We start from the raw sequence: 19181 nt of genomic DNA on the forward strand, positions 1-19181 counted from the left end.
TCCGAGGGGGCGGCGGTCCGGCGCCGGCGTGTCCCGGCCCGCTCAGGCGCCCACGCGCTCGAAGACCGCCGCCAGGCCCTGGCCGCCACCGATGCACATCGTCTCCAGGCCGTAGCGGGCCTCGCGGCGGCGCATCTCGTGGGCCAGGGTGGCCAGGATGCGGGCGCCCGTGGCGCCCACCGGGTGGCCGAGGGAGATGCCCGAGCCGTTGACGTTGATGCGCTGCTCGTGGTCCGCCTCCGTCAGGCCCATCTCGCGGGTGACCGCGAGCGCCTGCGCGGCGAAGGCCTCGTTCAGCTCGATCAGGTCGATGTCCTTGAGCTCCAGGCCCGCGCGGCCGAGCGCCGCCCGCGTCGCCGGGACCGGCCCGATGCCCATCGTCCCGGCCGGAACGCCCGCCCGGGCGAAGGAGACCAGCCGGACCACCGGGGTCAGGCCCAGCCGCTCCGCCGTCTCCGCGCTCGTCACCAGACAGGCCGCCGCCGCGTCGTTCTGGCCGCTGGCGTTGCCCGCCGTGACGGTCGCCTCCGGGTCCGACTTGAGCATGATCGGCTTCAGCTCGGCGAGCTGCTCGGCGGTGGTCTCGGGGCGCGGGTGCTCGTCGGTGGAGATCACCGTCTCGCCCTTGCGGGTCCGCACCGGCACCGGCACGATCTCGTCCTCGAAGAGACCCGTCTCCATCGCCCGGGCGGCCCGCCGCTGGGAGCGGAGCGCCAGGGCGTCCTGGTCCTCGCGGCTGATGGCGTACTCGCGGCGCAGGTTCTCCGCCGTCTCGATCATGCCGCCCGGCACCGGGTGGTTGACGCCGCCCGCGGTGACCCGGCCGCGTGCCAGGGAGTCGTGCAGTTCCAGTCCCGGTCCCTTGATGCCCCAGCGGGCGTCGTGGGTGTAGAAGGGCGCGGCGCTCATCACGTCGACACCGCCGGCGACGACGACGTCGCTGAAGCCGGCCCGGATCTGCATGGCCGCGTCCAGGACGGCCTGGAGGCCCGAGCCGCAGCGGCGGTCGATCTGGGTGCCGGTCACCGACACCGGCAGCCCGGCGTCGAGGGCGGCGACCCGGCCGATCGCCGGGGCGTCGGAGGTCGGATAGGCGTGCCCGAGGATCACCTCGTCGACCCGCTCCGGGTCGACGCCGGTCCGCCGGACGACCTCGGCGACGACATGTGCGGCCAGCCCGGCGGCCCGCAGGCCCGCCAGGCCGCCGCCGAACCGCCCGATGGGGGTGCGCAGGGGTTCGCAGATGACGACGTCGGAGGACTGTCCGGGCATGTCGGGGGCCTTTCCGGGGAGGAGGGCAAACGTATGCCCGACTTTTTCACTCCGGACTGTTGCGGTCCAATATCCGATCCCGGAGGGATTCGGAGGCGGGCCGTATCAATCCGCTCGGCGCTCCCGGACGGCCGGGCCGTCCGTCCTCCGGCGTGGGCCGGCGCGCTCAGCCCGGTGCCGCACCGCCGCCGTCCGGGCCCGGTGAGATCGGCGGGGCCGGCGGGGTCGGCAGGGCCTCCTCCGCCACCGCCAGCACCCTGCGCAGGGCCGCCGACGGGTTGTCCCTGCGCCAGGCCAGGGCCGACCGCAGCCGCACCGGCGGCCCGTGCAGCGGGCGGTGCACCAGCCCCGTCTGCTGGATGTGCAGGCAGGACGAGAGGGTGAGCGTCACCCCGACCCCGGCCGCCACCAGCGCCAGGATCGTGTACGAATCCGGCGCCTCCTGCACGGTGCGCGGCCGGAAACCGGCCTCCTCGCAGACCCGCAGGGTCGCGTCCCGCAGCGTGGACCCGGCGTTCGCCGGGAAGGTGACGAAGGGCTCGGCGGCCAGGTCGGCCACCGCGATCCGCTCGCGCTCCGCCAGCGGATGGTCCGAGGGGAGCGCGCACAGCAGCTCCTCCTCGCCGATGAAGCGCGAGGCGATGCCGGGGCGGTTCACCGGCAGCCGGACGAAGCCCAGGTCCAGCGAGCCGTCGGCGACCCGGTCGAGGGCCACAGTGGCGTAGGTCTGGCCCTTCATGACGAGTTCGATACCCGGGTGCGCGGCCCGCACCGCCCGGGTCAGCAGCGGCAGCGTGGCATGGGACGAGGCGCCCGCGAAGCCGACCGTCACCCGCCCGTACTCGCCCTCCCCGGCCGCCTTGGCGACGCGTACCGCGATGTCGAGATCGTCCAGGACCGTCCGCACCGGCTTGAGGAAGGACCGCCCCGCGCTGGTGAGCCGCACCGAGCGGGTGCTGCGTTCGAAGAGCTGCACCCCCAGCTCCTTCTCCAGCTGCCGGATCTGCTGGCTGAGCGGCGGCTGCGCCATCCGCAGCCGCTTGGCGGCACGGCCGAAGTGCAGCTCCTCGGCCACGGCCACGAAAGAGATCAGATGCCGCAGTTCCACGAATTCGCCCCGCTCCGCTCCGGGGCGCGCCTCCCCGGGGGTGCGCCACCCGTTGTCCCCCGCTCCGGGGCTCCTGACGCCGCCATTCGGATGGACGTCTCAATGGGAGCCTATTTGGGCCGGGATCGGTAATCAATGCCGGTCCGGTGAGGCGCGGGCAACGGACCGTTCCGCGCACGGATCCCCGTCGGTCCCGCGCCGGGCCCGCCCGTGCCCGGCGCCGCTCGTCCGCCACCGGTACCGTGCGACATCGCACGTCACACCCGCTCCGGTGGTCTTCCGCACCCGGAACGGGGCACAAGCATCCGGTGACCCTGATCGACTGGATTTTCGCCCTCTTCGGGCTGGGCGCCCTCCTCGCCGCCGTCCTCCCGCGCGCCGTGGCCCGCCTGCCGCTGTCCCTGCCCATGGTGTTCCTCGGCGGAGGGCTGCTGCTCTACCTGCTCCCGTACGTCCTGCCGCTGTCACTCCCCGCCCTCGACCCGGTCGCGCACCGCGGCTGGGTCGAGCACACCGCCGAGATCTGCGTGATCATCTCGCTGATGGGTGCCGGGCTCGCGATCAACCGGCCCTTCGGCCTCCGCACCTGGGCCGTCACCTGGCGCCTGCTCGGCATCACCATGCCGCTCACCATCGGAGCCGTCGCCCTCGCGGGATGGCTGCTGCTCGGCTGGCCGCCGGCCGTGGCCCTGCTCGTCGGCGCCGTTCTCGCGCCCACCGACCCCGTCCTCGCCGCCGAGGTGCGGGTGGGCGAGCCCACCGACGCCGAACACGACGAGGACGAGGTGCGCTTCGGCCTCACCAGCGAGGCCGGACTCAACGACGGACTGGCCTTCCCCTTCGTCGGCGCGGCCATCGCGCTGGCCGCCGCCGCGGGCACCGGCTGGTCCGCGGACTGGATCGGCCACTGGGTGCTCGTCGACGTCCTCTACAAGTGCGCCGTCGGTGTGGTCTGCGGTCTGGCCGTCGGCCGGCTGCTCGGCTGGATGTTCTTCCGCGCCGCCTTCAAGGCCCTCCGGCTCTCCGAGCACAAGGAGGGCTTCGTCGCCCTCGGCGCCACGTTCCTCTCCTACGGCGTCACCGAGATCCTCCACGGCTACGGCTTCCTCGCGGTCTTCGTCACCGCCTGCGCCATCCGCGCCGCCGAACGGGCCCACGGGTACCACAAGGTCCTGCACGACTTCATCGAGCAGGTCGAGCGGCTCTTCACCGTCATCCTGCTGTTCCTGCTGGGCGGCTTCGTCGCCCTCGGCGGCCTGGCCCCGCTCACCTGGCAGGGCGCCGCCACCGGCCTGCTCCTGCTGCTGGTGATCCGCCCGGCCGCCGGCTGGCTCGGACAACTGCGGGACGGGAGCTGCGCCCGGGAGCGCGGCCTGACGGCCTTCTTCGGCATCCGCGGCATCGGCTCGCTGTTCTACCTCGCCTACGCGCTGGGGGAAGGCGAGTTCGGCGGCGCCACGGCCCGTGAACTGTGGGCGGTGGTGACCTTCACCATCGTCACCTCCGTCGTCGTCCACGGCATCTCGGTCACCCCGCTGATCACCCGCTTCGACCGCCTGCTGCGCCACCGCGCGCGCTCCGCCGCAGGAGCAGCGCACTCCGTTCGGTCCTCGTCCCGGGACCACTGAATCCGCCCTGCCCCGTGGCGGTATGAGGAACCCGGGGCCGTGTGACGGCGGAAAGGGCCGTGCCTGCGCGAAGGCCGGCCGCCGGGCCCGTGCGGAACGGTGCCCGGCGGCCGGCCGCGGTGCGCTTGCGGGGCCGCTACACCCGAGCCCCCAGCGCGTTCACGATCTCGTCCACGCGCGTCCGGGCGTCGCCGAAGAGCATCCGGCTGTTCTCGCGGAAGAACAGCGGGTTCTGCACACCGGCGTAACCCGTCGCCATGGACCGCTTGAAGACGATGACGTTCTCCGCCTCCCACACCCGCAGCACGGGCATGCCCGCGATCGGGCTGTTCGCGTCCTCGAGCGCCGCCGGGTTGACGGTGTCGTTCGCGCCGATGACGAGCACGACCGAGGTCGCGGCGAAGTCGTCGTTGATCTCGTCCATCTCCAGGACGACGTCGTAGGGCACGTTCGCCTCGGCCAGCAGCACGTTCATGTGGCCCGGCAGGCGCCCGGCGACCGGATGGATGCCGAACCGGACGTCCACGCCCTGGTCGCGCAGGCTGCGGGTGAGGTCGGCCACCCGCTGCTGCGCCTGGGCGACGGCCATGCCGTATCCCGGGGTGATGATGACCGACGAGGCCTCGCGCAGCAGTTCGGCGGTCTCCTCGGCGCTGATCTCACGGTGCTCGCCCTGCTCGGCGTCCGAGGCGACGGGCGCCTCGATGCCGAAGCCTCCGGCGATCACCGAGAGGAAGGAGCGGTTCATCGCCTGGCACATGATGTACGAGAGGTAGGCGCCGGACGAGCCGACCAGCGCGCCGGTGACGATGAGCAGATCGTTGTTGAGCAGGAAGCCCGAGGCGGCGGCGGCCCAGCCCGAGTAGCTGTTGAGCATCGACACGACCACCGGCATGTCACCGCCGCCGATGGAGGCCACCAGGTGCCAGCCCAGGGCGAGGGCGAGCGCCGTGACGGCGATCAGCAGACCGATGTTCGGCCCGATGACGAAGACGACGGTGAGGACGGCGAAGGCCACCAGCGCACCGAGGTTGAGCGCGTTCCGGCCCGGCAGCATCAGCGGGCTGGACTTGATCCGCGCGGACAGCTTCAGGAAGGCGACCACCGAACCGGTGAAGGTCACGCCCCCGATGAAGACGCCGATGAACACCTCGGCGTGGTGGACGCCGAGGAGCGATCCGGTCAGCCCGCCGTCCTCCGCGGAATGGCCCGCGACCTCGAGATAGCCGTTCCAGCCGACCAGCACGGCGGCCAGGCCGACGAAGCTGTGCAGGATGGCGATGAGTTCCGGCATGGCGGTCATCTCGACGATGCGGGCCCGCCAGAGCCCGATCAGCGCGCCGATCACCATCGCGGCGGCCAGCAGGGCGGCGCCGGTGCCGGAGATGCTCTGCGAGGCGAGCGCGATGGTGGCGGCCAGGGCGACCGCCATGCCCGAGATGCCCAGGACGACGCCGGAGCGTGCGGTCTCGTGCTTGGAGAGTCCGGCCAGGCTGAGGATGAACAGCACGGCGGAGATGATGTAAGCGGCCTGCGCGGCCGTGGTGACGGTCATGGAGGCCTCAGTCCTTGGAGAACATGCCGAGCATGCGGCGGGTGACCGCGAAGCCACCGAAGATGTTGATGCTCGCCAGCAGGACCGCGGCGAACGACAGCACGGTCACGACGGTGTTCCCGTGCCCGATCTGCAGCAGGGCGCCGACGACGATGATCCCGGAGATCGCGTTGGTCACCGACATCAGCGGCGTGTGCAGCGCGTGGTGCACGCTGCCGATGACGTAGTAGCCGATCACGATGGCCAGCACGAACACCGTGAAGTTGCCGGCGAGCTGGCTCGGCGAGAACGCCGTCAGCAGGAACAGGCCGAACGCGCTCAGCCCCCCGATCGCCAGCTTGCGGTTCCGCGGCATCGGCTGCTTGCCCCGGGCCCCGGCCGCGGACCCCTCGCCCGCGGGCCGCGCGGCGGCGTCCGGCTGCCGCGGCGCGGGCACGGCGGACACCTGGACCGGCGGTGGCGGCCAGGTCTTCTCGCCCGCGCGGACCACCGTCATGGACCGCTGCACCACGTCGTCGAAGTCCAGGACGATCTGCCCGTCCTTGCCCGGCGTCAGCAGCTTGAGCAGGTTCACCAGGTTCGTGCCGTAGAGCTGCGAGGCCTGCGCGGGCAGCCGGCCCGGCAGGTCCGTGTAGCCGATGATCGTCACGCCGTTGTCCGTGACGACCACCTCGCCGGCGACGGAGCCCGCGACGTTGCCGCCCTGCGCGGCGGCCATGTCGACGATCACGCTGCCGGGGCGCATGCTCGCGACATGCTCGGCCGTGATCAGCCGGGGCGCCGGGCGGCCGGGGATGAGCGCGGTGGTGATGACGATGTCCACCTCGGCGGCCTGCTCGGTGTAGATCTCCGCGGCGCGCCGGTCGTAGTCCTCGGACGTCGCCTTGGCGTAGCCGTCGGCGCTCGCCTCCTGCTCGACCTCCACGGCGAGGAACTCCCCGCCCATCGAGCGCACCTGGTCGGCGACCTCCGGACGCGGGTCGGTCGCCCGGACGATCGCGCCCAGGCCCTTCGCCGCGCCGATCGCCGCCAGGCCGGCCACGCCCGCGCCGGCGACCAGCACCTTGGCCGGCGGCACCTTGCCCGCCGCCGTCACCTGGCCGGTGAAGAACCGGCCGAACCGGTGGGCCGCCTCGATCACCGCCCGGTAGCCGGCGATGTTGGCCATCGAGCTCAGCACGTCCAGCGACTGGGCCCGGGAGATCCGGGGCACCGCGTCCATCGCCAGGACGGTGATCGAGCGCTGCGTGAGCGTCTCGACGAGTTCGGGGCGGAGCGCGGGGCCGATCATGCCGATCAGCGTCGCGTCGTCCCGCAGCCGGCCGATCTCCTCCGCGGTCGGCGGGTCGACCTTGAGGACGACATCGGACCGCCAGGCGTCCTCGCGGCTGCCGATCTTGGCGCCGGCCTCGGCGTACACGTCGTCCGCGAAATCCGACCGCTGACCGGCGCCGGATTCGACCAGGACGTCGAAGCCGAGGCTCATCAGCCGGCGCACGGTGTCCGGGGTCGCGGCGACGCGCGTCTCCCCTGTGGCCGACTCCGCGACCACACCGAGCCGTTGGACCATCGATCCGACCTCTTTCTGTGACGTTCCTCCGGGTCCTCCCCGGTGCGGGTGCACTCGGGTGGCCGAAGGGTGCGTGGTGAGATCCGCGTCGTCCGTTGGCGGAGGCCGTACGTCGTCGTTGACGGGGCCCGGAATGCTTCGTGCCGGGCAGGCTCCAACTGGGCGGATCCGGGCAGCGGAACCTGCTGATCGGTCTCGAGCGTGGGCAGGCTAGCCCGCTGTTCTCCCACGGGGCAAGGGAGCACGGGGTCCCGGATCAGGCGCACACCAGGGCTTTCGGATCTCTGTGAGCGGTCACAGAGCGGGTCGCGCGCGGAAGGGCCAACCGGCCCGTGTGGCACGACTCACGGCCGGAGCGACCGCAGGCTGAGACGCCCGGAAGGACGGACCCTCTCGAACCGGACGGGCCTCGTCCGGCGTCGTTTCCGTGCCCAAGCGCCGGGTACCCGGACAAGCCCGGCGGGCGTTCCGTTCGGCCGATCGGCTGACTGACCGCCCGTCTGTTCGGCTGATTCCGGCGGAGGCGCGGGACCGCCGGCCATCGGTCTGCCGGTCTGCCGGTCTGCCGGTCCGGCGATCCGCTGTCCGCCGGACCGCCGGATGGCCGGCCGCCGCCCGTCCGCCCACGACCGAGCCGGAGTCCCCATGCCGCCGTCCCCCGCTCACGAGCCCGCCGTCTCCGCCGGACCGCGGAAGGCCGGTACGGCGGAGCAGGCGCGCTTCACCATCGAGGTCCTGCTGCCGCTCCTCTCGGCGGGAGTGATCAAGCGGCGGCCCCGTGTCATGGCACTCGCCGAACGCCTCCAGCTCGACCGGCGGGGCATCGCGGCGGTCCGCCTGCTGCGTGAACGGCACGGGGCCGGCCCGCTGCTGATGCGTCTCGCCGGCCGCTCCGTGCTGCTCCTCCTCGACCCGGGCGACGTGCGGCGGGTCCTCGACGGGACACCGCGGCCGTTCAGCACGGCCTCCTGGGAAAAACGGGGCGCGCTCACTCAGTTCCAGCCGCACGGCTCGCTGATCACCCGGGGAACGGAACGCGCACCCCGCCGCCGCCTCAACGAGGAGGCGCTGGAGACCGACCGGCCGCTGCACCACCTCGCCCCGGCCGTCGCCGGCACGGTGCGCGAGGAGGCCCGCCTGCTCGCCGACCGGGGTGCCGTCACCGGGCAACTGGCCTGGGACGATTTCGCCGCGAGCTGGTGGAGGACCGTCCGGCGCACCGTCCTCGGTGACGCCGCGCGCGACGACCACCGGCTCACCGGAGAGCTGGGACGGCTCCGCGAGGCGGCCAACTGGTCCGTCCTGCTGCCGCGGCGGCGTGCCCTGCGCGCCCGCTTCCTGCAGCATCTGCGCCGGCGGGCGGAGGAGGCCGGCCCGGACACCCTCGCGGCCGCGGCCATGTCCCGCGCGGAGGAGACCGGCGCCGACCCCGTCAGCCAGATCGCGCACTGGCTGTTCGCCTTCGACGCGGCGGGCATGACGGTCTTCCGCACCCTCGCGCTGCTCACCACCCATCCCGAGGACGGCAGACGCGCCCGGGACGAGATCGCCGGTGCCGGCACCGGCCCCGGCACCCCGCGGACGCTGCCGTTCCTGCGGGCCTGCGTACTGGACACCGTACGGCTCTGGCCGACGACCCCCGCCCTGCTGCGGCAGACCACCGAGGACGTCGAGTGGGACGGCCGGACCGTGCCGGCCCGCACCACCGTCCTCGCCTACGCCCCGTACTTCCACCGCGGTGACCCGCACGCCCCGTACGCCGACCGGTTCACCCCCGGCATGTGGCTCGACGGCCGTGCCCGGTCCGACCCGGCGCTCGTCCCGTTCAGCGGCGGTCCGGGCGTCTGCCCGGGGGAGAACATCGTGCTGCTGCACACCAGCACCTGGCTGGCGGCGATGCTGGAGGAGAGGTTGACGTACCGCCTCGCCTCCCGCGTCCGTCCGAGGCCGGGCCGCCCGCTTCCGGCGACGTTCGACCCGTTCGGCGTGCGGTTCACCGTCCACTGAGCGGCGGAGGGCGCTCGGTGCGCCGCCCCCCGCCTCGGCCCCGCCCCCGCCCCGCCGTCCTGTCCCGCGAGTCCGGCACCGGGGTGGGCAACGGCAGGCGGGGCAACGGCAGGCGGGCTGCCGGGCCGGGCCGCGCCGCAGCACGGTATGGACCGCCCGCCCGACGGCGGTACCCCGGGTGCCGGCATCGGTGGCGCCCGGGCCGGGTAGCTTGGACGCGTCCCGGGCCGGACCGGGCGGAAGGCGGGGACGGGGAACGTGCCGGGAGGAGAAGCCGCGGGGGACGACGCCGGGGACGACGCGGCCGGGGCCCGGACCGCGGCGGAAGCCGGCGCCCCAGCCGCAGCCGGGGCAGGGCGGTCACCCCGTCCCGAGAGCTTCCTGCTCGCCCTTTTCGGCGACCATGTGCTCGACCGCGGGGTCGCCGTGTCGACGGGCAGCGTCATCGCCGTACTGCGGCAGCTCGGCGTCGGCGAGCACGCCACCCGGGCCGCCGCCGCCCGCATGGCCCGCCGCGGCCTGCTGCGCTCGGTGCGGCGGGGCCGCCGGGCGTATCTCGGCCTGACGCCGCACGGAACGGCGGTGCTGCGGGACGGCCGGGACAAACTGGAGGCGGAGGTCGTCGACCGGCACTGGGACGGCCGGTGGACGCTGCTGGCGTTCTCGGTACCGGAAAGCCGGCGCGCGGACCGGCACGCACTGCGCACCCGCCTCGGCTGGGCCGGATTCGGGCCGCTGCGCAGCGGCCTGTGGGTCTCGACGCGGGAGGCGGACCTCTCGGACACGCTCGCCCGGCTGGACCTGCTGGACCACGCCGAGGTGTTCCGGGCCGAGGCGGCCCTGTGGACCGACCCGGCGAGGATCGTCCGGGAGGCCTGGGACCTGTCCGCGCTGGCCGCGGGATACCGCCGCTTCACCGACCGCTGGTCGGGCACCGAGCTCGGCGAGGGCGACGGCCTGGCGCTCCGGACCCGGCTGACGGCCGAGTGGCTGCTGCTGATCCGTCACGATCCCCGGCTGCCGCGGGATCTGCTCACCGAGGAATGGCCGGGCGTGCGGGCGCAGGAACTCTTCCGGACCTCGCAGCGCCAACTCCTGCCCGCGGCAGACACCTTGGCGGCGGAACTGCTTGACACCACGGCGGCCGGATAGCGCGAGCCGCTGCCGTCCGGTGCGGACGGTGCGGACGGCGCAGACGGACCGGGGCCCGTCCGGATCCGTGCGGGTGCCTGCCGGCGCACGGGGACGGATACGCCCCCCGCCGGGGGTCCGAGCGCGCCACCCCGGGCAGCGCGCCCCGGGCCGTGGGCGTCCGGAACCGGCGGCACGGGAACCGGCACAGGAACCGGTACAGAACCGGAACAGCAAAACCGGCACGGGAACCGGCCGGAGCGGCTCCGGGGCGGGCGGCCGGGCGATCTCCGGAATCCCGCAGACCGGCCTCGGGACCGTATCCGTCTCCCGGGTCAGGTACCCGGCCGGGGCCGGCCCGCCCCGATCATGACGAGAATCCGGCGGCCGCGGAACACCCTTCGGCCAACCTTCGGCGAATCCTTGTTGATCGCCATGGAAATGTCTAACGTCGGGTCACCAACTCCCCCCACAGGAGGCCCACATGACGCGTCTCAGATCTCTCTTGGCGGCTGTGGCCGGCAGCCTGCTGCTCTTCCTCACGGGCATTTCCGCCCCCTCACCGGCGTTCGCCGCGTCGCTGGTGGAGGTGACCGACTTCGGCAGCAACCCCGGCAATCTGCGGATGCACCTGTATGTGCCGGACTCCCGTCCCGAACGGCCGGCGATCGTGGTGGCCATGCACGGCTGCGGCGGTTCCGGGCCGGGCTTCCACCAGTCCGGCGGCTTCGGGCAACTGGCCGACCGGCACGGCTTCATCGTCGTCTACCCGACCGCGACCAAGCAGACGGCTATGTCCAACTGCTTCGACGTGTGGTCCGACGCGTCCAAGCGCCGCGGCGGCGGCAGTGATCCCGCCTCGATCGTCTCGATGGTCGACTACGCGAAGGAGCGCTACAACGGCGACCCGGAGCGGATCTTCGCCACCGGCAGTTCCTCCGGCGGCATGGAGACCAACGCCCTCCTCGCCCTCTACCCGGACGTGTTCGAGGCCGGAACGGTGTTCATGGGCGTCCCCTTCACCTGTTTCGCCAACGAGGCCGATTTCCCGCCCTGGACCAGCAAGTGTGTCAACGGCTCCATGGACCGGACCCCGGAGGACTGGGGCAACGCCGTCCGGCAGGCGTACCCCGAGCACACTGGTACCCGTCCCCGCGTCCAGCTGTGGCACGGCACCAACGACACCCTCATCCCGTTCCAGCTTCTGCGGGAGGAGACGGAGCAGTGGACGAACGTCTTCGGCCTGAGCCAGACGCCGACTTCCACGGACCAGCCGCAGCCCACCTGGTCGCGGCAGCGCTACGCCGACCAGGCCGGTGAGGTGAAGGTGGAATCCATCAGCGTCCAGGGCGCCGGGCACAGCCTGCCGATGAGCGGCATGGCCGCCTCGGCCGTCGAATTCTTCGGCCTGTCCGGTTGAGGGACCGGGTGGTGGGAACGGCTGCCCGCCCCGCTCGGCGGGAGCGGAGGCGGGCAGCCGGCCGGGGTGGTCGCACCGCAGCGTCTTCCGCCCCGGGCATTTCCCTGAGCGGGCTGGGCGGTTACCTTTCTGGGAGCGCTCCCACAGCTCTGGTCCGGCGGCATTCCTTCCCCCACGCGCGCCGGATCTCCACCCCCCGAAGGGAGAGGCACCACCCATGAAGCGATCCCTGAGACCCTCGCGCGCGCAAGACGACGGCGGCTCCGGAACCGGAATCCGGAGCGGCCTGTGGCGCAGGCTCTCACTGTTCGGCCTGCTGGTCGCCCTTCCCGTCCTCCTCCTGGCGGTGTTCACGGGCGGCTCCGGCGACTCCGGCGGCTCCCGCGATGCCGGGGAGCGAACCGCGGCAGAGGGCACGCAGTCCGGGGCCGGGACGCGGACCGAAACCCGCGAGCAGACCGGCGACGGCGAACACGGCGACAGCCACGGTGGGCACCCCGAAGCCGCAGCCGCGGACAAGGAGGGTAAGGAGGGCAGCGGAGACCAGGACGCCGCCCACCAGGGCCATTCCGCGAGCGCGGGCGGCAAATGCGGCGCGGAGGTGAAGATCACGACCAAGGGCGACGACTACCGCGCCAAGGTGACGGTGACGAACTCCGGCGAGACCGAGATCGGCAACTGGATGGTGCACTCGTCCATCTCGCCCGACGCGAACATCGAGAAGCACTGGCGCACGGTGCTCAGCGGCTACGGCCTCGCCGTCGCCTTCGGCAACACCGACAAGAACGGGACGCTGGAGCCCGGCGAGTCGACCACGTTCGGCTTCTTCGTCAAGAACGGCACCCCACCGCCGTCAGAGGCCAACGTCTGCTACGTGCACTGAAGTTGCGCCCGAACGTGGCGGGGCGGTACCGGCAGCACGGTACCGCCCCGCCGTCGGTTCGGTTCTCCCGGCGACTCACCCGTCGGCGGCGAACCGTATCGCCGCCGCCGAGTGCAGCACTGCGGACGTGCGGACACTGGTACGACTACGGCCGTCGTGGCGGCTGCCTGTTGGGCGTGGCGCTGCTGCGTTGAGAGGGCTGTCGGCCGTTGTGCCTGGTTGGGGTTGGGGTTACGGCGCCGGGTGGGCGGCGCGATGGTGGTGACCGGTGCGTCGCGGGCTGCCCGTTGTTGTTTTGGTGGGGGTTACGGCATCCGTGCCGGGGGTGGGCCGGTGGTCGGTCGTCTATCCGGTGCCGTGCGCACCCGGGGTCGTCTTTGAAAAGCGATGGCGTGGCTGGTGCCGGTGGGTGGTTGCGGGGGCACACGCGCGCCTGGGCTTGTCGGCTTTCCCGTTCGTCGTGGCGGGCTGTCGGTGGTGGCGGTGGTGTCCGGCTGTCGTGGCTGCTGCTGGGGTGTCGGCTGCCGCTGGGGTTGGGGCCAGCGGGGTTCTTCCGGCGGGGTGGTCCGGTGGTGGGGGACGGTTCGGAGTGGATCATCAGCGATGGCCGGGTGCCTGAACGGGGGTTCGCGGAAGCCGGAGGCAGGCGCGCTCCGGTTCTCGGGCTGCTCCGCCGCCGCGGCGGGCTGTGGCAGTCCCGTGGCCATGGCCGCGCTATCGGTGCTTGGTGTGGGCCATGGGTGGAGTTCCCGGGTCCGTTTTCGCTCACTCGTTCGGGTGGTTCCAGGCTCTGGACCTGGATTCATCACCGTATGTGACGGAAAATAGGGGGTAGGAACTCGCTGCGTGAGGGTGGGAGTTCACGCGCGGGATCAGGACGGGGGGAATGTCATGCAGGCCACGTTGCTCGACCTCGACGACACGGTCACGACCGGGGACACGGCCGGGGTGCCGGGGGAGCCGGTGACGGCGGATGAGTGGGCGGCGCATCTGGCGTCGGCTGTGCCGGGTCCGCAGACGGCGGCGATGCTCGCTCTGCTGGAACGCGAGCAACTCTCCACCACGGGGCGGATCGACGCGCTGAAGGCCTGGGAGCGGCACACCTCCTGGATCCAGGCTCAGCAGGTTGGTCTGCTGGCCGATATCGAGGCCGATGCACTGGACGCGACGCCGAATGAGATCGGCTGGGCGGACTACGACTGGAACTTCGCCTGTGAGGATGTCGCCTGCGCGTTGAAGCTGTCGGGAAACACAGCCGCGGACCGCCTGGCCGTCGCCACCGCCCTGGAGGGACGCTTCCCCACCACGGTCAGCCTGTTGGAGCGCGGGGAGATCTGCTATCTGCAGGCGAAGGCGGTGGCGGAGGTCACCGGCACCCTCGACCCCGAAGCCGCCGGGCGGGTGGAGGCGATGGTGCTGCCCAAGATGCCGGGCCAGTCCGTCGGTCAGACCCGGCGGGCGTTGAACCGTGCGGTGCTCAAGGCGGATCCGCTGGGGGCGGAGGTGCGGCATCGTCGGCGGCGGGAGGACCGCACGATCTGGCACCGGGCCACCGAGGACGGCATGGCCACCTGGACCGCCTTCCTGCCCGTCCCGCAGGCCGCGCAGCTCGACGCGGCCGTCGACGCCCACGCCGCCACCTTCGCCGATGACGGGCGCACGCTGAACCAGAAGCGGGTGGATGCCCTGTTTGACCTGGTCGTCAACCACCCTGCCGGAGAGGCGACTGCGGGTGGCCGGTCGGCGGCGGTGGTGCAGGTGACGGTGTCCCTCGACACCCTGATGGGGGTGGATGAGGAGCCCGGACAGCTCAAGGGCTATGGGCCGGTCAGTGCGACCGCGGCGCGGGAGGTGGCTTTCGCTCCGGGCACGATCTGGCGGCGTCTGATCACCCACCCGAAGACCGGCCTGCTGATCAAGACCGACCCCACCACCTACAAGCCCACCGCCGAAACCCAACGCCACGTCACCGCCCGCGACATGACGTGCACCTTCCCTTCCTGCCAGATGCCCGCCCACCGCTGCGACCTGGACCACATCCAGCCCTTCGACCACCAGGACCCGACAGCGGGCGGGGCGACGGAGCCGGACAATTTGATGCCGCTGTGCCGACGCCACCACCTGTTGAAACACCGCACCGACTGGCAGGCCGAACGCAACCCCGACACCGGCGAAGTCACCTGGACCGCACCGACGGGCCACACCTACACCAACCCACCCCACACCCACACCCACATCACGTAGCCCCCGCCGCCGGCAGCTACCGGCACCAGCCCCTCCGCCACCGCGCGGAGGGGCCCACACCCCTGCCTGAAACCCGGAACCTTGCTCCGGACAACTACCGGGCGGGCAGCAGCTGGCAGGGGGCACGCCCCTCGGCGTTGATGCGTACCAGCGACGGCAGGCACCTCGGCCTCCACGGGCACGAGCTGCCCCAGCCACCACCGACCGGCAACCGGCGACCGGCGACCGGCAACCGTCAAGAGGAGAGAACCGAGCCCGCCACGCCGTCGCCCGCCACGACCGTTACCACCGACAGCCCGCCACGACGGCGGGAAAGCCGACAAGCCCAGGCGCGCGTGTGCCCCCGCAACCACCCACCGGCACCAGCCACGCCATCGCTTTTCAAAGACGACCCCGGGTGCGCACGGCACCGGATAGACGACCGACCACCGGCCCACCCCCAGCACGGATGCCGTAACCCCCACCGAAACAACAACGGGCAGCCCGCGACGCACCGGTCACCACCATCGCGCCGCCCACCCGGCGCCGTAAGCCCAAGCACCACGCCACCGGACAGCCCGCGACGCATCCGCCACCACCATCGCGCCGCCCACCCGGCGCCGTAACCCCCACCAGAACGACACGGACAGTCTGCGACGCCCCCGGGGGCCACTACCACCGCCCCGCCCACCAGGCGCTGTAGCCTCGACCGCCGACCGCCGACCGCCGACCGCCGACCGCCGACCGCCGACCGCCGACCGCCGACCGCCGACCGCCGATGCCGCAGTTGGCGCCCCAGAGGCTGAATTGGGCTGGGGCTTGCTGACCGTCTCGCTCCGCCCCTCTCGCCGTGATCGGCTCCGCCCTCGCGGACCGCTGGAGCGTCGACCCGACCCGTTCGCGGCTCAAGACGGTGTGGGTAAAGAGCTCTCTCCCGCCCGGAGTTCGCCGACCGGGCTCCGGGTGAGGCCGACCGGAGGTAGTCCGCCACGGTCCCGGCCCGGGCGTGGCCGGCGCGGGCCGGGATCGCGGGATGCCCGGGGCGCCCGGGTCAGCCCAGGGCGGACGCGAGGAGTTCGGCGGTCTCGGCGATCAGCTCGTTGTCCGGTGCGGCGTCGGGGGCGGGCTTGGTGGTGAGGACGGCCAGCACGATCGGGGTGCGGTCCGGGGTCCAGGCGACGCCGGCGTTGTTGTTGGTGCCGTAATGGCCTCCGCCGGTCTTGTCCGCGAGGTTCCAGCCGGCGGGCAGGCCGGCGCGGAAGCGCTCGTCGCTGGTGGTGTTGGCCAGCATCCACCCGGTGAGCCGCTCGCGGTCGGCGGGCGAGAGCGCGTCGCCGACGACGAGCCGGGTGTAGGTGCGGGCGATGGCGCGAGGGCTGGTGGTGTCCTCCACCCGCCACGGTTCCGCCGAGTTGAGCTCCGTCTCCCACCGGTCCAGGCGGGTGGTGCGGTCGCCGACCGAGCGGCAGAACCGGGTGACGGCGCGCGGGCCGCCGAGTTCGCGGAGGAGGAGGTTGGCGGCGGTGTTGTCGCTGTAGCGGATGGCGGCGTCGCAGAGTTCCCCGACGGTCATGCCCTGCGTCACGTGGTCTTCCGTGACGGGGGAGTGGTCGACGAGGTCGGTGTCGCTGTAGCGGATGCGCCGGGCCAGGAACTCGCCCCGCCGGTCGTGGTCGCGGAGGATCGCGGCGGCGGCGACGGGCTTGAACAGCGAGCACATCGGGAACCGCTCGTCGGCGCGGCGGACGACGGTCTCACCGGTGTCGAGATTCCGGGCGAACACCCCCAGCCGGGCGCCGTGTTCGGATTCGAGGGCCCGGAGCCGCCGGGAGACCTCCCGCGCGCGCCCGGAGGGCGGCGGCGACGCCGTGGGCGAAGCCGGTGACTCCGGGCCTGCCGTCGAGGCCGCCGAGGCGGCTCCGCCCGAGGGGACGCAGGCGGCCAGCGCCGCTCCGGCGCCCAGGACGAACAGCGCGCGGCGGGCCGGATGGATTCCGTGTGCCGTGTTCAAGACCGTGACTCCTGACGGATGAGGGGGTGGTCACTGACCGGGCCCGGTCCGGGTGGACCAGACCAATTCCCAAGACGCACCCGGGCCGCGTCCGGTTCTGGGATGCGCGGAACCCGTAATGTCCGCGGACCCCGTGGAGCCCGTGGAGCCCGTACTGCCCGTAGGACCCGCGTAACGCGTCGGCGTCCGCCGCGGATGGGGCCGAAAGACCTGGCCCGGCCCCCGGAGGACCCATACGCCCCGCCGCCGCACCGCCCTACGGTCGCGCAGCGGACCCGGCGGTGGCTCGCTCCGCCGCCGGCGCCGATGGACCCCCCCGCGCCACGCCTGCCCGTGGCCGGCCCGCGTTCGCACCGTGAGGACAACCGTGCACCGTCCCCGTCCCCGTTTCCGCCCGCACCTCCGCCCCTGTCCCGAGCCGGCGTCCGGCCGGGCGGCCGCCGTGCCCGTCGAGCTGTCCACCGTCCGGCCGGAGGCCCCGCCCGGGGGCCGGGGCACCGTTCACGTCCCGTTCTTCACCGCCGCCGTGGTGTCCGTCCTCACCGTCGGGGCGTCGTGGGGCGTCCTCATCCTGTGGCGGATCGGCTTCGGGGAACGCTTCACCGGGGTGTCCGTCCACGAGATCAACGCGCACGGCTACGCGCAGATCACCGGATGGGTCGGGCTGTTCATCATGGGCTTCGGCTACCAGGCGTTCCCGCGGCTGTGGCGCACCGCCCTCGCCGCACCGCGCCTGGTACCGGCCGTCCTGGCGGCGACCCTCTCCGGGCTGGTGATGGCCGTCACCGGCATGGGCGCCACCGGCTACCGGGCCGAGGGCGCGTGGGCCGTGACGGCGGCCCTGGCCGGCAACGCCCTCGTGCTCACCGCGTCCCTCGTCTTCGCCGCGCAGCTCCTCGTGACGTACCTGCGGAGCGGGGACCCGATGCGCCCGGTGACGGGGTTCATCGGCTCTGCGCTGTTCTGGCTCGTCGCGCAGGCCGCCTTCGGGCTCTGGCACACCTGGATGACCATGACGGCCGCCGACCGCGCCGACCTGCTGTGGTACATCGCCACCTACCAGGCCCCGCTGCGGGACATGCAGATTCACGGGATGGCGCTGCTGATGGTCCTCGGGTTGTCGAGCCATCTCCTGCCGCAGATGTTCGGGGTGCCGAGGACGCCGGAGCGCCGCGCCTGGACCGCCCTGCTGCTGATCAACGCGGGCGTCGTCATCGAGGTCGTCGTCTTCATCGCCTACCGCTGGGCGGACGACCACCGGCTCGCCGCCCTCCTGATGCCGCCCTGGCTGATGATCGCCGGCGGGGTGGCGGCCATGGTGCTGCCGTGGCGCCTGTGGCGGCGGCTGCCCCGGACCGACCACCGGTCCGGCAAGTTCGTCCGGGCCGCCTACGGATGGCTGGCGCTCTCGCTCGTCATGCTGCTGCTGATGCCCGTGTACCAGCTGGTCAGCGGCCTCGCGTTCAGCCACGCCTACTACGGGGCGATCCGGCACGCGATCACCGTCGGATTCGTCTCAATGATGATCATGGGGATCGCGGCCCGCGTGGCGCCCGCCCTGCGCGGCGTCCACCCCGGCACCCTCGGCTCGCTCACGGGCCCGTTCGTCCTGATCAACGTGGGCTGCGCGCTGCGGGTGTCGCTGCAGACCCTCACCGACTGGCATCCGTTCTTCTTCGCCGTCGTCGGGGTCAGCGGACTGCTGGAACTCGCCGCCCTCGTCTGGTGGGGCACCGGTCTGCTGCGCATCCTCCACGGATCTCCCGCGTCGGGACCCGGTGCGTCCCGGCCGGTCGTGCTGCGCCCGGTCTGATCCGGTGCGGGTCCGGGCTCTCTCTCCGCGGGGAGGGCGCGGGACTCCCGGCCCGGGCCCGCGCGCCAGCGGGCACGGCCGGTCAGTGTGCCCGGAGGTGCGGGCCGGTGCGCCGGGATTGGTCCCCGCGCACCGGCCCGCGGACCCGGGCCGCCCGGCGGGGGCGGAAGAGCGGCCCGGGCTGTCGCGGGGCTAACCGGTGTAGTGGCCGGTCAGCGGGCCGAGGGCGGTGGTGAGGTCCCGCCCGCGGACGGGCGGTCGGTGCGGCGGGGCCGGGCGGTCCGCCGCCGTTCCGTACCGGGGTGCCGTGTCGCAGACGGCCGGATCCGTGCCGTCGGCCGGCGGGGAGGCCGGGCGGACCTCGCCCGCCAGGGTCAGCACCGCCACCGCCGCCGCGGCGGTCGTCACCGAGCTGAACACGCGCTCGTAGCGGTCCGGGACACGTGTGCCCCGGCGCCGCCGCCGGTGGGACGCGCGAGCCCGGTGTCCGGGGGACGACGGTGGCGGCGCGGGCGGCTCGCCGCTAACGGCCCAGGACGGGACCGGCGGCGGCCCCGGCG

13 protein-coding genes are annotated in these 19181 nt (G+C 73.1%); 7 read left to right on the top strand and 6 right to left on the bottom strand.

Annotated features, from left to right (window positions below; genetic code table 11):
• Window positions 1-42: 42 nt before the first annotated feature.
• Together LIX60_RS28870 and LIX60_RS28875 are read right to left on the bottom strand one after the other, a co-directional pair.
• On the bottom strand, window positions 43-1272 hold the full coding sequence (locus LIX60_RS28870; RefSeq protein WP_227962070.1) for an acetyl-CoA C-acetyltransferase: 1230 nt from the start codon (window positions 1270-1272) through the stop codon (window positions 43-45).
• Between the two features lie 166 nt (window positions 1273-1438).
• Window positions 1439-2380 (bottom strand): LysR family transcriptional regulator, encoded by a 942-nt coding sequence (locus LIX60_RS28875; protein ID WP_227962072.1) that lies wholly within the window; start codon window positions 2378-2380, stop codon window positions 1439-1441.
• Window positions 2381-2688: 308 nt separating this feature from the next.
• Here LIX60_RS28875 and LIX60_RS28880 point away from each other — a divergent pair, with 308 nt between their 5' ends.
• Entirely contained in the window at window positions 2689-4008 is a 1320-nt protein-coding gene (locus tag LIX60_RS28880) for a sodium:proton antiporter (protein WP_227962075.1), read from the top strand.
• A gap of 136 nt (window positions 4009-4144) precedes the next feature.
• Here the strand turns inward: LIX60_RS28880 and pntB are convergent, their stop codons facing one another.
• The gene (pntB, locus tag LIX60_RS28885) at window positions 4145-5563 is read right to left on the bottom strand and encodes a Re/Si-specific NAD(P)(+) transhydrogenase subunit beta (RefSeq protein WP_227962077.1); all 1419 of its coding nucleotides are present in this window, start codon (window positions 5561-5563) and stop codon (window positions 4145-4147) included.
• Window positions 5564-5570: 7 nt separating this feature from the next.
• Complete coding sequence (locus LIX60_RS28890; protein WP_227962079.1) at window positions 5571-7133, bottom strand: Re/Si-specific NAD(P)(+) transhydrogenase subunit alpha; 1563 nt, start codon at window positions 7131-7133, stop codon at window positions 5571-5573.
• Window positions 7134-7778: 645 nt separating this feature from the next.
• Between LIX60_RS28890 and LIX60_RS28895 the strand changes: the two genes are divergently transcribed.
• From LIX60_RS28895 to LIX60_RS28915, 5 genes are all read left to right on the top strand, one after another.
• Window positions 7779-9140 (top strand): cytochrome P450, encoded by a 1362-nt coding sequence (locus LIX60_RS28895; protein WP_227962080.1) that lies wholly within the window; start codon window positions 7779-7781, stop codon window positions 9138-9140.
• Between the two features lie 258 nt (window positions 9141-9398).
• Window positions 9399-10292, top strand: a complete 894-nt coding sequence (locus LIX60_RS31850; protein ID WP_227962081.1) for a PaaX family transcriptional regulator C-terminal domain-containing protein — start codon at window positions 9399-9401, stop codon at window positions 10290-10292.
• 463 nt (window positions 10293-10755) lie between these two features.
• Window positions 10756-11691 carry a PHB depolymerase family esterase gene (locus LIX60_RS28905; RefSeq protein ID WP_227962082.1) on the top strand — a complete coding sequence of 312 codons (936 nt, stop codon included), beginning with the start codon at window positions 10756-10758 and terminating at the stop codon, window positions 11689-11691.
• Between the two features lie 217 nt (window positions 11692-11908).
• On the top strand, window positions 11909-12574 hold the full coding sequence (locus tag LIX60_RS28910; RefSeq protein ID WP_227962083.1) for a cellulose binding domain-containing protein: 666 nt from the start codon (window positions 11909-11911) through the stop codon (window positions 12572-12574).
• Between the two features lie 891 nt (window positions 12575-13465).
• Complete coding sequence (locus LIX60_RS28915; RefSeq protein ID WP_227962084.1) at window positions 13466-14818, top strand: HNH endonuclease signature motif containing protein; 1353 nt, start codon at window positions 13466-13468, stop codon at window positions 14816-14818.
• A 1030-nt stretch (window positions 14819-15848) separates the two neighbouring features.
• On the opposite strand, the gene bla is transcribed toward LIX60_RS28915, so the two are convergent.
• On the bottom strand, window positions 15849-16790 hold the full coding sequence (gene bla, locus LIX60_RS28920) for a class A beta-lactamase (protein WP_374117997.1): 942 nt from the start codon (window positions 16788-16790) through the stop codon (window positions 15849-15851).
• Between the two features lie 460 nt (window positions 16791-17250).
• Here bla and LIX60_RS28925 point away from each other — a divergent pair, with 460 nt between their 5' ends.
• Complete coding sequence (locus LIX60_RS28925) at window positions 17251-18621, top strand: NnrS family protein (RefSeq protein WP_227962095.1); 1371 nt, start codon at window positions 17251-17253, stop codon at window positions 18619-18621.
• A 192-nt stretch (window positions 18622-18813) separates the two neighbouring features.
• Here LIX60_RS28925 and LIX60_RS28930 read toward each other — a convergent pair whose 3' ends face one another.
• Window positions 18814-19029 (bottom strand): hypothetical protein, encoded by a 216-nt coding sequence (locus tag LIX60_RS28930; protein ID WP_227962097.1) that lies wholly within the window; start codon window positions 19027-19029, stop codon window positions 18814-18816.
• Window positions 19030-19181: the final 152 nt, after the last annotated feature.

Origin of the sequence: Streptomyces sp. S07_1.15 (assembly GCF_020739505.1) — a bacterium.
Lineage (GTDB): Bacteria > Actinomycetota > Actinomycetes > Streptomycetales > Streptomycetaceae > Streptomyces > Streptomyces xinghaiensis.